The organism is Lysinibacillus sp. NPDC096212, assembly GCF_044763105.1.
Classification (GTDB): Bacteria; Bacillota; Bacilli; order Bacillales_A; family Planococcaceae; genus Lysinibacillus.
On the sequence record NZ_JBIWFQ010000002.1, the window covers coordinates 274,559 to 288,572 of the forward strand.

20 protein-coding genes and 1 pseudogene are annotated in these 14,014 nt (G+C 36.4%); 19 read left to right on the plus strand and 2 right to left on the minus strand.

The window, feature by feature from the left end; genetic code table 11:
* Position 1 precedes the first annotated feature (1 nt).
* The 13 genes and pseudogenes from ACIQ7T_RS03115 to ACIQ7T_RS03175 all read left to right on the plus strand — a co-directional run.
* Positions 2-169: pseudogene (locus ACIQ7T_RS03115) on the plus strand (Thoeris anti-defense Tad2 family protein); the annotation flags it as partial.
* Between the two features lie 101 nt (positions 170-270).
* The gene (locus tag ACIQ7T_RS03120; protein ID WP_402868554.1) at positions 271-891 is read left to right on the plus strand and encodes a phage scaffolding protein; all 621 of its coding nucleotides are present in this window, start codon (positions 271-273) and stop codon (positions 889-891) included.
* Positions 892-906: 15 nt separating this feature from the next.
* Positions 907-1,275: a hypothetical protein gene (locus tag ACIQ7T_RS03125; RefSeq protein ID WP_402868556.1), complete on the plus strand. Its 369-nt coding sequence runs from the start codon at positions 907-909 to the stop codon at positions 1,273-1,275.
* A 17-nt stretch (positions 1,276-1,292) separates the two neighbouring features.
* On the plus strand, positions 1,293-2,336 hold the full coding sequence (locus ACIQ7T_RS03130; RefSeq protein WP_402868558.1) for a major capsid protein: 1,044 nt from the start codon (positions 1,293-1,295) through the stop codon (positions 2,334-2,336).
* 54 nt (positions 2,337-2,390) lie between these two features.
* Entirely contained in the window at positions 2,391-2,570 is a 180-nt protein-coding gene (locus ACIQ7T_RS03135; protein ID WP_402868560.1) for a hypothetical protein, read from the plus strand.
* A 5-nt stretch (positions 2,571-2,575) separates the two neighbouring features.
* On the plus strand, positions 2,576-2,929 hold the full coding sequence (locus ACIQ7T_RS03140; protein ID WP_402868562.1) for a head-tail connector protein: 354 nt from the start codon (positions 2,576-2,578) through the stop codon (positions 2,927-2,929).
* A gap of 2 nt (positions 2,930-2,931) precedes the next feature.
* Positions 2,932-3,288, plus strand: a complete 357-nt coding sequence (locus ACIQ7T_RS03145) for a hypothetical protein (RefSeq protein WP_402868564.1) — start codon at positions 2,932-2,934, stop codon at positions 3,286-3,288.
* Positions 3,289-3,687 carry an HK97 gp10 family phage protein gene (locus ACIQ7T_RS03150; protein WP_402868566.1) on the plus strand — a complete coding sequence of 133 codons (399 nt, stop codon included), beginning with the start codon at positions 3,289-3,291 and terminating at the stop codon, positions 3,685-3,687.
* Positions 3,677-4,093 carry a phage tail terminator family protein gene (locus ACIQ7T_RS03155; RefSeq protein ID WP_402868567.1) on the plus strand — a complete coding sequence of 139 codons (417 nt, stop codon included), beginning with the start codon at positions 3,677-3,679 and terminating at the stop codon, positions 4,091-4,093. The genes ACIQ7T_RS03150 and ACIQ7T_RS03155 overlap by 11 nt, the downstream gene beginning before the upstream one ends.
* Positions 4,083-4,259: a hypothetical protein gene (locus tag ACIQ7T_RS03160; RefSeq protein ID WP_402868569.1), complete on the plus strand. Its 177-nt coding sequence runs from the start codon at positions 4,083-4,085 to the stop codon at positions 4,257-4,259. The genes ACIQ7T_RS03155 and ACIQ7T_RS03160 overlap by 11 nt, the downstream gene beginning before the upstream one ends.
* A complete protein-coding gene (locus ACIQ7T_RS03165; protein WP_402868571.1) occupies positions 4,259-5,569 on the plus strand; it encodes a phage tail sheath C-terminal domain-containing protein in 1,311 nt (436 codons plus the stop codon). Before ACIQ7T_RS03160 ends, ACIQ7T_RS03165 begins: the two co-directional genes overlap by 1 nt.
* A gap of 15 nt (positions 5,570-5,584) precedes the next feature.
* Positions 5,585-6,052 (plus strand): phage tail tube protein, encoded by a 468-nt coding sequence (locus ACIQ7T_RS03170; RefSeq protein ID WP_400932676.1) that lies wholly within the window; start codon positions 5,585-5,587, stop codon positions 6,050-6,052.
* 15 nt (positions 6,053-6,067) lie between these two features.
* Positions 6,068-6,469, plus strand: a complete 402-nt coding sequence (locus ACIQ7T_RS03175) for a phage tail assembly chaperone (RefSeq protein ID WP_400932678.1) — start codon at positions 6,068-6,070, stop codon at positions 6,467-6,469.
* Positions 6,470-6,861: 392 nt separating this feature from the next.
* On the opposite strand, the gene ACIQ7T_RS03180 is transcribed toward ACIQ7T_RS03175, so the two are convergent.
* Together ACIQ7T_RS03180 and ACIQ7T_RS03185 are read right to left on the minus strand one after the other, a co-directional pair.
* The gene (locus ACIQ7T_RS03180) at positions 6,862-7,314 is read right to left on the minus strand and encodes a hypothetical protein (protein ID WP_402868574.1); all 453 of its coding nucleotides are present in this window, start codon (positions 7,312-7,314) and stop codon (positions 6,862-6,864) included.
* A 757-nt stretch (positions 7,315-8,071) separates the two neighbouring features.
* On the minus strand, positions 8,072-8,617 hold the full coding sequence (locus ACIQ7T_RS03185; RefSeq protein ID WP_402868576.1) for a helix-turn-helix domain-containing protein: 546 nt from the start codon (positions 8,615-8,617) through the stop codon (positions 8,072-8,074).
* A 207-nt stretch (positions 8,618-8,824) separates the two neighbouring features.
* On the opposite strand from ACIQ7T_RS03185, the gene ACIQ7T_RS03190 reads away from it, so the two are divergent.
* The 6 genes from ACIQ7T_RS03190 (at position 8,825) to ACIQ7T_RS03215 (ending at position 14,006) form a co-directional block, all read left to right on the plus strand.
* The gene (locus tag ACIQ7T_RS03190) at positions 8,825-9,031 is read left to right on the plus strand and encodes a helix-turn-helix domain-containing protein (protein ID WP_402868578.1); all 207 of its coding nucleotides are present in this window, start codon (positions 8,825-8,827) and stop codon (positions 9,029-9,031) included.
* Positions 9,031-9,804 carry a BRO-N domain-containing protein gene (locus tag ACIQ7T_RS03195; protein ID WP_402868579.1) on the plus strand — a complete coding sequence of 258 codons (774 nt, stop codon included), beginning with the start codon at positions 9,031-9,033 and terminating at the stop codon, positions 9,802-9,804. Before ACIQ7T_RS03190 ends, ACIQ7T_RS03195 begins: the two co-directional genes overlap by 1 nt.
* 163 nt (positions 9,805-9,967) lie before the next feature.
* The gene (locus tag ACIQ7T_RS03200) at positions 9,968-10,234 is read left to right on the plus strand and encodes a hypothetical protein (RefSeq protein ID WP_402868581.1); all 267 of its coding nucleotides are present in this window, start codon (positions 9,968-9,970) and stop codon (positions 10,232-10,234) included.
* 108 nt (positions 10,235-10,342) lie between these two features.
* Complete coding sequence (locus ACIQ7T_RS03205; RefSeq protein ID WP_400932694.1) at positions 10,343-10,705, plus strand: hypothetical protein; 363 nt, start codon at positions 10,343-10,345, stop codon at positions 10,703-10,705.
* A 47-nt stretch (positions 10,706-10,752) separates the two neighbouring features.
* Positions 10,753-13,317, plus strand: a complete 2,565-nt coding sequence (locus ACIQ7T_RS03210) for a tape measure protein (RefSeq protein WP_402868583.1) — start codon at positions 10,753-10,755, stop codon at positions 13,315-13,317.
* On the plus strand, positions 13,314-14,006 hold the full coding sequence (locus ACIQ7T_RS03215) for a LysM peptidoglycan-binding domain-containing protein (RefSeq protein ID WP_402868584.1): 693 nt from the start codon (positions 13,314-13,316) through the stop codon (positions 14,004-14,006). Before ACIQ7T_RS03210 ends, ACIQ7T_RS03215 begins: the two co-directional genes overlap by 4 nt.
* Positions 14,007-14,014: the final 8 nt, after the last annotated feature.

Here is a 14,014-nt window from a genome sequence, read left to right on the forward strand (position 1 = left end):
AACAAGGGGAGACTGGAATAGTGGAAGACATATTTCACTCGAATTACAAATCCCAGACAAACATAGTAAAATAACCAAACCTTACATTTACATGAATAAAGATAACGATAAATTTCCTTGTGATTTATCGTGTGAGAGTATTCTTGCAGATGATTGGGAAATCATTTAACCATTCACTCGTCTTTTTAGCATTTGCAGACGTAAAAGATACAAAGCTGGTCCGTGGACGTAACCACGTAAAAATAATCGTAACCAAGGAGGAACATATACATGAAACGTGAATTTTTAGAAGGTTTAGGACTTGAAAAAGAGGCCATCGATAAAATAATGGCTGAACATGGGAAAACAGTTGAATCCCATAAAACGAAGCTGACAAATCTTCAATCAAGTGTCGATGATCTAACTGGACAGCTGACTCAACGCGATAAAGATTTAAAAACACTGAAGAATCAAGCAGAAGGCAGTGAAGGTTTGCAAACTCAGCTTACGGATCTTCAAACGAAATATGACACAGATAAGAAAGCATACGAAACAAAAATTAAGGATACTCAACTATCCGGCGCGCTTAAGTTGGCACTAAACGGAAAGGTCCATGATGTGAATTTAGTAGCTGGTCTTATCGACAAAAACACAATTGAATTAGGTGAAGATGGAAACATCACAAAAGGACTTGATGAGCAGATTAAAACACTGCAAGAATCGAAGTCTTTTTTGTTTGTCCAAAAAGATGATGGCAATGGCGGTTATCGAGGATTTACACCAGCAGGTGGGTCACCACATAACAACGGCAATCCATCAAACACCAAGAATGAGGACTTCGGTAAAAGTATTGCACAATTTGCCTCTAAGAACAATGACTTGGATAAGGCTCGCGATTCTTATTTCAAATAATAGGAGGATGACACAATGAAATTTGTAGAAACACATTATGGAAATAAAACTGAAATCTTAAAGTTTCCTGATCACTATGTAAACCTAGCAATTACAGTAAGTGATAAGGGGGTTACAGCAAACGCTGAAGGGAAAAAGATTATTCCTGCCGGTACCATTTTAGGTGGCGGAGTTTTAGAGGATGAAAGCGTACAAGCTGTAAAAGCCTCTTCAAATGAAAATGGTTCAAATGCTGAAGGGGTTCTTTTTAATGATGTAGATGTAACATATGGGCCAGCATCAGGTGCGCTTCTTATTCATGGTTTTGTAGCTTTAGAAAAGTTACCTAAAGCCCCTACAAAAGAAGATAAAGCTGCGCTAAAACAAATCACATTTTTAAAATAAGAGAGGATGGGTATTAAATGTCAACAATTTTTGATTTAGTCAATGCAAAGAGCATTGCAACATATTACACAGAGTCGACTTCCAACAAAGTTCCTCTACTTGGACAAACTTTGTTTCCTGCTAAAAAGCAGCTGGGACTTGATCTAAGTTGGATTAAGGGTGCAAATGGTTTGCCAGTAGCTCTTATGCCTTCCGAATTTGATTCAAAAGCAACTTTACGTGATCGAATTGGATTCAGTAAGGTTGAAACTGAAATGCCATTCTTCCGTGAAGCTATGCGTATTGGAGAGAAAGATCGTCAAGAATTAAATAAGTTAATTGCTTCAGGGAATGAATCTTATTTAATGCCATTGATCACTAAAATCTATGATGATGTTACAAACCTTGTCAGTGGTGCAGAAGTGCAGCCTGAACGTATGATTATGCAACTGTTATCTAAAGGGAAAATTTCTATTCGAGCAAATCGCCAGGACTATGATTATGATTACAAAATGAAGGATGATCATAAAGAGTCACTCGTTGGTGGAGCTCAGTGGTCAAATCCTGATTCTACACCAATTCAAGACATCATGCGTTGGCAAAATACTGTGGCGGAGAATACTGGTACAAAACCTACAAATGCCATCATGACAACAAAAACGTTTGGATATTTGTGGAATCATCCTAGCATTCGATTAGATATGAATCCTCTTGGAGGACAAAATATCATAATGACCGAGGCTATGGTTAAACAATACTTGAGTACAAAGCTGGATTTATCAGTTGCTGTTTATGATAAGAAATATATTGCAGAGGATAAAACAACACAGAACTTCTATCCGGATGACCATTTTACACTTCTGCCAAGTGGTTCTTTAGGGAACACATATTACGGTACTACACCGGAAGAGTCTGATTTAATGTCAGGTAGCGTCAATGCGGATGTTCAAATTGTTAATACTGGAGTAGCAATCACAACTGTTAAAGAACCACACCCAGTAAATGTAGAAACGATCGTTTCAGAAATCGTACTACCAAGCTTTGAAACAATCGATAATATTTTTATAACTAAAGTAAACTAAGGAGCCTAATACGCTCATTTTTGTTTTGTGTAAAAACGAAAGGAGTGAATTTTTTTGACTGAAAAGAGCGCCAATACAACGTCTCGTAAAACTGTTGCTAAAAAGAAAAAAGTTACGTTTATCACTAATACAAAGTACGGCGAGAATCTGTACCGGGTTGGTGAAGACTTAGAAGTATTGGAAACAGAGTTTACAGAGCTACAAGAAGCACATGTGATTAGGGAATCGGAGTGACGGCTATGGAAATGATAGAAATTGTTAAATCCAAGCTATCAGAGCCGTTACCAACTGATGAAAAGTTAACTGCTCTAATAAATGAGGTTGAACAAACCATACTTAATTTCTGCAACATTAGGAAAGTACCTAAACAGCTTGTTTACGTTCATGCCAATATGGTTGTAGACCTATTTAATTATGAACACCGTACACAAGCAGAATCAGAAGATGAACAAAAAACAGTTACCTCTATAAAAGAAGGAGATGTTACTGTTCAATTTGGTGGTTCTGTTATTCCTTCGAATGAGAGAGCTATGGAGGGTCTTCTGTTTAACTACAAAGATCAATTGAAACATTTCCGCAGATTGAGGTGGTAGTTGTGAATATACAGGACATCATGGCGAAAGCTATATCAGCTGTTGAATTTATGTATGACAAAAAAGCTGAGATAAAACGAAATGAGAAAATCGTTAAGCCTAACGGTGCTAATGGGATGGGGTGGGTACCAAAACATTTGGACGTACCATGTCGCCTGTCTACCACAAAATTGGACAATACAGTTCAAGGTGGAGCGAACGTCATTAACTATGACGTGAAGATGTTTCTATCAAGTAATTTTGATGTACTTGCTGGGGATATTGTTATTGTTGATGGCGTTGAATATGAATCAGCTAAAGAGCCCTTTGTATATGTGTCACACCAAGAAGTGTTATTGATACGGAAGGGATATGCTTAGATGGGTTTTGAATTTAGCGAAGTGTTTCGTATCAAAGAGAATCTAGTTGAACTCAGCAAAGCCTCACACCGTGTGCAATTGAAAGTAGCTCAGCGTATAGCCCAATTAGCTATACGTAAGGTTAAAAAAATGACTCCTGTAGATATGGGTGATTTACGCAACAACTGGAAATATGATGTCATTAAAAAAGGTGAAACGTATATCATCGTCATCTATAACCAATTGGAATACGCCTCGTGGGTAGAGCTAGGTCACCGCATAGTTATAGCTGGGAAAACAGTTGGCTGGGTAGAAGGCCGTTTTATGCTGAAAATCACCGAGGATGAGATGCAACATATAGCTCCGAATATGTGGGAGATTGAAATAGCGAAGGAGATGAAAAGAATCTTTGGTAACTAATTTGAAAACCCTCATTATCCAGCAATTAAAACAAGTTTTCGGAAATTTAGATGTATACGATGAACCAGTACGGCAGGGTCTCAAGACACCTGCTTTTTTGGTGCTTATTATTAACGATTCTCAAGAAAGGAAGCTTTGGAAGCTCTCTGAATGGGAGTATTTAATCAATGTAACTTATTTCCCTAAAGATGAGAGAAACGCCTACACGGAAAATGATGACGTATCTCAAATATTTAAAGAGAACTTTCGTTATATTGGTAATCAATTCCATGTGAATCGCATGGAAGCATCGAAACATGATGGAACGCTTGTTATTACGTTTAGTATTAAAAAACTTGTTAGAGAAATCGAAGAAGAAACATTGATGCAGACATTAGAATTTGGGGGTGTGCATATTGACAACTAGAGAAACAAAGCAGCAAAAGTTTGGAAAAGAAGCTTTCGTAAACGCTGCTGAAAATAATAAAGATCAGTTTATTCTTCAAGTTGTTCTTGAAGATGGAAAATCCTATACACGTGAAGAAGTAGCTAAGTTAGTGAAAGCATGGAAAGACAAGGAGGTGAAGCAGTAATGGCAGGAGGAAACTGGGAAAAACAAAACAAAGAATTATCCGGTGCATATACCAACTTTGAAACAAATGATTTAGTAGTTCAAGGTTTAGATTCAAAAGGTGCTGTAGTAATCCCGATTTTGCTTGATTGGGGTGATAGTGGAGTATTCACAAAAGTTACCCCTAATACAAAATTCATGGAGCTCTTTGGTAAAGATCTAAAGGATTTGTTACCAATCAGCGAAGCCTTCAAAGGCACTGGAAATGTCATTGTTTATAACCTAAATGGTGAAGGAAATAAAGCGGCAGCTAAAAGTGGAAATTTTGAAGTTAAGGCAGTTCATGGCGGTTTAGACGGGAACAATATTGTTGTTACTGTTGCCCAAGGATTAAATGGGGAAGCTACGATTCGTACATTCTATGATGGTGAAAGAGTAGATTCTCAGGTAGTTAGTAGCGTAGCAGAACTCACTTCTAACCCATATGTAGTCTTTAATGGAGAGCTACCTGAAGGAGATGCCACATTGACGCTTTCTAAGGGAACAACGGTATCAGCAACTAATGATTCATATGCAACATTTGCGACAGCCTTAGATACTCAAATTTTTAAAACGATTGCTATTGGTACAAATGATGAATCTATCAAACTTTTACTTTCTCTCAAAGTGAAACAATGGCGTGAAGATGAGGGGAAATATGTAACTCTTATCACAAATGACTACAATGTTGCAGATCATGAAGGTACCGTATCAATCAAGAACGGTGTATATATCGGCGATAAATTTATCTCAGCACAAGAGGCAGTTTATTGGTACGGAGCTGCTTATGCAAATGCTAGTACTAACTCATTAACTTATGCAGAGTATCCTGGTGCTACTGATGTCGAACGATTATCAAGTCCTGATGTCATTAAAGCGAAAAAAGAAGGGCATGTGGTATTCATTTATGATGAAGGAGCAGACGGTCTTGACCGGGTTGTTGTTGAATCAGATATTAACACTTTCCGGTCATTTACACCGAAAAAGAACCAAGATTTCCGTAAAGGAACAATCATTCGTCAGATGGACATCGTGGGGAACAATGTAAAACATATCTATTCTCGATACTTCATCGGTAAGGTTAAAAACCATGAAGATGGCCGTAACTTGTTCAAAGGAGCAATCATGAAAGATGTGTTGGATATATTGGTCAAACAAGAAGCCATTGAACCATATAATCCGAACGATATTACGATTGAGCAAGGTGATTTAAAGGATGCAGTACTCGTGTCAGCAGGCGTTAAGTTTGTTGATGCTATGGAGAAATTATACATGACAATATTGTGTAAATAATGGAGGTGGGAATGCATGCCACGAATGATGCAAAACAATGATGCCATCTCAGCAAAAGAAGGTATCGTATATATCACAATTGAAGGTGAAGTCCATGAATATGCAGAGCTTATCAAGTTTGAAGCTCGTATTGATTATACAAAAGCTGACGTTAAGTCAGTTGGCAAACGGATGAAAGGTGGGAAAATTGTAGGGGCTGAGGGTACAGGTTCCATGGAAATTTACTACCATCGTCCAGAGATGCGACAGATGGCGCTTGAGTACGTAAAAACAGGTAAATCGCCAATTATGGATGTACAAGTTATCAATGCGGATATTACTTCAAGAGCTGGTAAACAAACAACTCTAATCAAAAACGTTGTACCAGATGGTGCTTTGATTGCAGCTCTTGACGGAGATACAGACGACTTGTTAAAAGACAGTACTGATTTCACGTTTGATGACTTTGATTTCTTAGAACAATTCAAAGTACTAAAAGATTAATAGGGGGAATTTTAAATGAGTAAATTTAGTGCATTCATGAAAGATAAAGTTAAAGCAGCAGAGACAGTAGAGTTAAAGTTAGAACGATTTGACGAGCCTATTAAGCTCCGTGCGTTAACCTCAGGAGAAGCTGACCAAATCAATGAACGTTGCTTTGTTAATAAAGCTGGAGTCAAAGGACGACAGGAACGTGTTTTTGACGTAGTTAAATATAATCGAGGAATCAGTACAGCATCGGTTGTTTACCCTGATTTAAACGACGCTGAACTTCAGGAATCATACAATGTTCGTGGTGCTGAAAATCTTTACTCTACTCTTTTCCTTTTAGGCGAGGCTGCTCAAATTCTTGAAAAAGTAACGGAGATAAGTGGAATTGGTGGGAGTATTAACGAAGATATAGAAGAAGCAAAAAACTAATTGCTGGAGGGCATGATGAAAAAGATCCTGAAGCCATTTATGCTCATTACGCCCTCCAACGTTTACGTATACGTCCAAAGGATTTTTTTGAAATGTGTAGAAAAGAAAAAGCTTTTCTCATAGCTAGTATTGATATTCGAGTTGAGGAAGAAAAGAAAGAAGCTGAACGTGCGAAAAGAAAATAAGGTGAGAGGTGATAAATATGATATATAAAGTTCCATTGAAAAATGCTGAAGAGCTTCTCCAGTCCCTTAATAGAGCTAATGCTCTAACAAATGAACTTAAAGAAACTCTTCTAGGCATTAAGAATTTGAATTGTGTTGATAATAACTCCGATGATGAGTTACTTGACACATCTGAATGTTCTGTTACAGATAGTGCGCTAAAAGAAATTACTTCGAAACTACAGTTGGTGCTTGAAACGTTATCTTAGGACATTCAAATTCACCCTCCGCACCTAAAACAAATGTGTATGTCTGATTATCTTCATTAAATTCAATAGAGTACACTTTAGTTACTGTATGACCCAAGCCATGAGGATCAAAAGATGTAGAATCAGAGAATTGGTGGTTAAGAATTTCATAAGCTAACTTTTCGCTTTGTTCGTTAAATTTTTCTTGATTAAGAGAGTTTGGAAGTAAATCTGCTAATCCATAATACGTTTTAGGTGTTTTTGTGGTTAACAAAACCTTTTTAAATTGTTGAATAAAAGCATCTAAGCCTTGTACCATTTCAAGACCGATGCTTTTTTGTTCGAAATCAATTTTATAGTCTTTTTTGTATTGATGAACAGATAAACGATCCATTAAATTTTCAAAATGCTTTGCTCGATTTTCCCATTTCATATGTATTTCACCTCCAATCAACTACTAGTTTAGCAGATGTTGGGAGAGAAAGAAGGACATTATTTTATGAGACTACTTAAAAATAAAGAGGATCTTCTTATATATTATAGTGTAGCTGGTGAGAGTACAGCGTATAACAATACGTGTCTTCACATAGAAGGAGTGAGATGATTATGACCTAACGGAGCAGGAGGTCATGGTCCGTGACGTCCTCTAATAGATGACATCGTGAAACACGACCCCATCTTCATCACAGTGATTTAGATGGGGTCGACAATTCATCGAGTCCTTAGGCGTTATGATAAGAAATTTGAAAAAAAGGAATAATCGTAAAGGTACCCATCTTTGGTGGGTACCTTATTCAAAAAAATATTGATAATCAAATTATTATTTGTTATAGTCTAATTAACTATAAATCAAATAATAAAATTCAGAGGGAAGAACCCGCGAATGTAACTGATTATCTTTATTTAATCATTTATATTGGTGGGTTCTTTTTTGTTATAAAAATAAGTCTTTACAAAAAAATGTTGATAATTAGCTTGCTGTTGTGTATTATGTATTTAAATACATAACAAAGATTGGAAACACTCCAGCGGCTTACTGATTATTTATTAGTTTATAATCAGAGTCTTTGGGGTGTTTTTTTTGTACTTAAAAACTGCCTCCATTCAGGAAGCAGTTAACAAAAGATTGTTTGTTTACAACAAAGAATTGTTTCTTATAGGTGATTGATACTTATTGATTTTTGGAGTTATTATTCTTCCCAATCTACAGTAATAAAAACATTAAAATCATGTAAGTTGAAGGTTTCAATAAAATCAAAGATTAAAAATTCTTCTATTTTATTTGATTCAAATTCTGTTATTTGAGATAGAATAGTTTGTTTTAATTTTTTTGTATAGAAAATAACAAGAACAATATCAGTATCAGGATCAATCTCTTGAGGAATAGATTTGTCTTCAAACAATTCACTGATGTTTGAAGGTGAAATAGAGACTTGGACAATATCAGTTAATTCTTTATCATCAAGTTTAAAATTAATTTCATAACGTGTGATAAATTCTTGCTCTTCAATATATTTGTTTTTAACAACATATTCAAAGTTAATGTTTTTTATAATATCCTCTGGTCCAACATTTAAATAATCGCAAAGAATTTGGAGGGTTTCAAATTGTATCCCTTTAGATTGATTGTAATATAGACCCCTAACGGCAGTTTTTGAGAGAGAGGTATCATTAATAACATCAGCCATTTTTAAACCTCTCTCAGCAAGTAATACGGCTAAGTTGCATTTAATCATTTTGTTAGCTCCTTATTTATTTTATGTATTTTATTAATTATAACTCAATATTCACAGATCGGTAATGTTTTAAACGCCTTTAGATTTATAAAAAATACAAAAAGTATTGACAATAGGACCTTTTGTAAGTAACATACAAGTTGATAAAGGTTTTGTATAAAGTACCTTTAGATTTGTAAAAATGCTTTTTAGGAGGTGGGAGGTAGAATGCAAAATAATCTTCGTGTTATTTTAGCTAAAAAGAAGTTGAAAATGTCTGATGTTGTCAACGGAACAGGTTTATCGAAAACAACTGTTAGAGCTTTGTTTTACGAAACTGCTAAGGGCATCCAGTTTCAAACGTTAGAAGCTTTATGTATTTTTTTAGATTGTGAAGTCGGTGATTTATTTGAAATTGAAAAGGAGGCAGTATAATGGGGCAATTACAGATTATAAAAAGCGAAATGTTTAATGAAGTGTCATGTGATTTTTGGCAAAATGAAAATGGTGAAGTGTTTATGACAGTTATCCAATTAGCAAGTGCATTAGGATACGCTGATAAAAGCGGTATTGAGAAAATAGTCCAACGTAATGAGTATCTAAAGGAAGTGGAGTTTTCAGCTACGGACAAATTGTCCGCACCTGATGGTAAGCAATACGAAACACGTATTTTTTCAGAAGACGGCATTTATGAAGTATCTATGCTAGCAAGAACTAAGGTTGCTAAAGATTTTCGTTCATTTGTCCGTAAAACCCTTAAAGCTTTACGTAAAGGTGAAATTGTTTTGGTGCAACCACAAACTATAGATGCTGAACTAGAAATTAAACGTATGCGAGCTGAGGCAATGTTAAATAACAGTCGTACTAAACAGGCTAAATTAATTCTAGATATGCAAAAAAACAAAATACTATCACCTGTTGCAGTTGAACTATTAAATATCAACGCACTAGAAGTATTAACAGAACAAGTAATTGAACACCGCCCAGAAGTGAAGAAATCCTATACAGCAACTGACATAGGAACAGAGTTAGGAATCTCGCCACAAAGGGTTGGTAGTATCGCAAATAAACATAACCTTAAAACGAACGAGTATGGTTATTTTGCGTTGGACAAGTCACCTTATAGTAATAAACAAGTTGAGTCATTCCGTTATTTTGAGAAAGGGCGAAAGAAGATACAGGAAATTGTACAAGGAGACGTTGTTTAGAGATATGGGAACTGAAAATAAAAAAATCATGCTTTAAGCGGCAACTTAAAACATGACATAAATTTGAGCGACATCCACTCATATTTGTTTCGACAGAACAAATTATAACATAAAATTGTTACAATTTGAAGTGGATGTTACTCCCAATAGGAGGAGCATATGAATGGAAATTTCCAATGAAAGTTGTTTGAAAGCAGTTTTTAACTTTTCCGAAACTTATAATGTTACGACACCTTTAACAGGAAATCTAGAAACTTGGTGGAAAAACGTTATTATTCAATTAGAACGATGGGAAATTCAACTTTATTACATAGCTCTAAAAAGAGCTATAGGGAATGGTATAGTCAAAGGTGAAATTTCAACAATGATGATCAATGAACTAGAAAAAAGTGATTTACTCATTAAAAATGAAACGCAATGTATTGTTTAAGACACTCTCATTCGAGGGTGTTTTTTCATTGAAAGGGGTGAGGAAAATGTAAAAAGTATAGTTAAATCTCTCCACATTATGTATATTTGTGTATGAGGAGGGATTATAATGGCTCAAAATAAGGTGATTGCTGGAGATTATGAAGGAAAAAACATAATGATTAGTCAGCAATCTTTATTTAGCAAGAATGAAGTTTATTTATTCACTGGATTTACTAAAAAGTTTCCTTTAAATAAAGAAACAGTATCTTCTTATGAATTGGTAACTGAAGAACATAGGAAAAGTGCAGTTAGCGGTGTAGGAAGAGGATTAGTTGGTGGCGCTTTACTAGGACCAGTGGGATTATTAGCTGGATTATCTGCTAAAAATAAAGGTACTCATACTTTAGTTATTGAGTTCGAAGATGGCAAAAGAAGTTTAATTGAAATCAATGAAAAAATTTATAAGCTGCTCATGCAAAAAATGTTTTAAGCGCTCCTAGTGAGTGCTTTTTATTTTACCCGAAAGGCGGTGAGAATTTGGCAGGAGCACAAACAACACTTTCTCTCCAAGACAAGCTAACTGGCCCACTTATGAAAATAATTAAGGCTATGGATAGTACAATTAAAGTAATGGAGAAAATGGACTCGGCTACTCAGCAATTAGACCAAAGAAGTCTAGCAAATGCAAGAAAAAATATTTCCAATGCTTCAGCTGATCTAGAACGTTTAAGAAGTTCTATGACGTCAGCAGGTAATGGTGCAGAATCAGCAGCTCGTCAACAGGAGAAATTTAACCACTCTCTTGGTGACGGGCTTTCCATTATCAAAAGCTATGCCAATGGACTGTTGGTAGCTGTTGGAGCTTATAAAGCTTTTAGTACAGCAAAAAGTTTTCTTGGAAATATGTTCTCAGAAGGTATACAGTTCCAAGCTTTAAAACAATCTTCACAAGCTGCGTTTACAACGTTTTTAGGTGATGCTGAAAAAGCACAAAAATACATGGATGATATGTATGCTTTTGCTTTAAAAACACCTTTTAAATATCCAGATTTATTGACGTCCAGTAGAAATCTAATAGCATTTGGAGTTGAAGCTAAAAATACATTCCCGATTCTGCAGGCAGTTGGTGATGCCGTTGCATCCGTAGGTGGAAGTAGTGCTGATATAGCAGATGCAACAAGTATATTCGGAACAATCCAAGCGCAAGGGAAAATAACAGGAGTAGAAGTAGATCGACTAACTCGCTTTGGGGTAAACGCATATAAAATGTTAGGAGAAGCAGCTGGTGTATCTGCTGATGAGATGAAAAATCAAATTTCTAAGGGTACTGTAGGAGCAGATCAAGCTATTGGGGCTTTAGTAGATGGGATGAACAAAAAATTCAAAGGTGGTATGGCTGGGGTTAAAGGTACTATTCTAGGAGCATACGATTCTTTAGGTTCCGCTATAAGAAATGCTGGTGATAAAATGGTGGATCCGTACATCGAACCTTTAACAGCAGGCATTAAAGTCGTTACAGATATGATAAAAAAAATACCTCAATATATTGGTCCAGCGGTTTCAGCTTTTCTCCCATTAATCAATATGTTCAACGATACATTTAGTGGTGATCGCTTTAATGGCATTTTCGCTGCTATTGGTGCCTCTCTTACATTTATTGCTAACATTATATCGTGGGTAGGGCAAGCTGCATTATGGGTAGCTCAAATATTTGCAGATAACTGGTCTTGGATTGCGCCAATAGTTACTGTCCTTGGAGCTGTTCTTGCTGTAATTGTGGCTATTCTAATAACCAAATACACCATTCTTGGTCTTATTCGACTTGCAACTCTTGCCTGGGCTGCTGCTCAGTGGGCGGTCAATGCGGCTTATCTTGCAAACCCTATTGGTATTGTATTGCTTATTATTGTAGCGATTATCGCGCTTGTCATCTACGCAATGGTAGCTTGGGCCGAACAAACAGCCATGGTAGTAGGCGCTATTGTCGGTTCTGTTTACTGGCTTGGTGCAGTGATTTACAACGTTCTTATGGGAATTGGGAATTTCGGGATCATGGTTGCCGAATGGTTTGTAAACACATGGAATCAAGGGATTTTTATGGTTCAACTTGCATGGATTGCATTCAATTTACTGGTCCGGATTATTTTTGATGCTATAGGTAATGGAGCACTTCGGACAGCTGAATTTTTCTTAAATATTTGGAATAACGGTGTTTACGGAGTGCAAATGGCGTTCTACATGATGCAAAAGGGTATTCTAACGATTATGAGTGGTGTAGCTTCTGGTGTAGTCGGGGCGGTTAATCATGCACTTAGTGCATTGTCCACACTAATAAACGGTGCAGTTAGCGGAATTAATGCACTTATTGGACTTATTAATAATATTCCTGGTGTAAATATCGGCAGTATTGATAATGTTGATCTAAAAGCAAGTACAGCTGCTGTTGATAAGTTGAATAGTATAAAAGCTGATCTTGCAAAGCCGACTAAAGCTGCTCCTGTGAATCTTGGATCCTTTAATACAGCAGGAGCCTACATGAAAAGTGTAGAAATGCCTACAGCGCCACAGCAGGTATCTTTCAATAGATTAGAGTATCAGAATTTAGGGGAAGCGTTTAGTAAAGGACAAGAGACAGGATATAATTTGTCGATGAAGGCGAGCGACAAATTATCAGGTGTAATTGATAAAGCTACTGGTTTGATGTCTGGTAAAGATGCTGCTAGTTTAATGACACAAGGAGAAGTTCCTACAGGAGCATATGACCCAACGCTTGGCGGAGCAAATGCACCTGGAGCAGCAGGAGGAAAAGATGCCAAAGGTCCAAAAGGTGGTAGTGGAAAAAGTAAAAACCCTACAGGTGGTAAACTAGACTCAATCGGCAAAATTAATGAAGATATTAATATAGCAGATGAAGATTTGAAACTTTTATTAGAGCTTGCTGATAGAAATTCTATTAAGGAAGTAAATATAACATTAAGCCCTTCGGTTACGTTTAAAGATGTGACGGTTCGAGAAGAGGCTGATGTAGATAAGGTTATTGCTAAAATCAATAAAAATTTTGAAGATGATATGGCGAGAAGCATAGAAGGAGTGGTGACGTGAGGGGAATTTATTTCAGTGCAAAAAATGACTCGGAGGGGTTCCGCCTCCCGGTCAACCCTGCAGATGTGAACGTGAAAAATGCAGGAGACGGTGAAACCTTCAAAATATCAAAGCTTGGTTCTGTCAATGTCCCGAAAGACGTTGAATTGAAAGAGTTTGATTTTGAATGTTTTTTTCCTGGACAAAATTATCATTTTCTTGAAACGAGTTTTAGAGAGCCATCTTTTTATATAGAAAAACTTGAAAAATGGATGAGAGAAAAGGAGCCTGTTCGGTATATCTATGCTGATGGCTCTTTTTCAATTAACGAACTTGTTACTATCGAGTCATTTCCATATAAAGAATCGTACGGGAGTTCAGATGTAGACTACACATTGGCTTTAAAAAAATATGTACCTTTTGCCCCTAAAAAATTAAAAGTAGCACAACCCAAACCTGCAACGAATGCTTCAACAGATAATCCTAAGCAGGCAGTTAAAAAAGATGTTCCACCACCTCAAAATCAGAAAACTGTACCACAGACTTATACACTTGTAAAAGGTGATAGTTTATGGAAGGTAGCTCAAAAATACACGGGCAATGGGAACAACTATCTTGAGCTTGCCAAACTCAATGGGATTAAGCCAAGTCAATACCGGAAACTTCCGATCGGGCTAAAATTAAAAATACCACCTTCATGGGTCAAGTGAGGCGATTC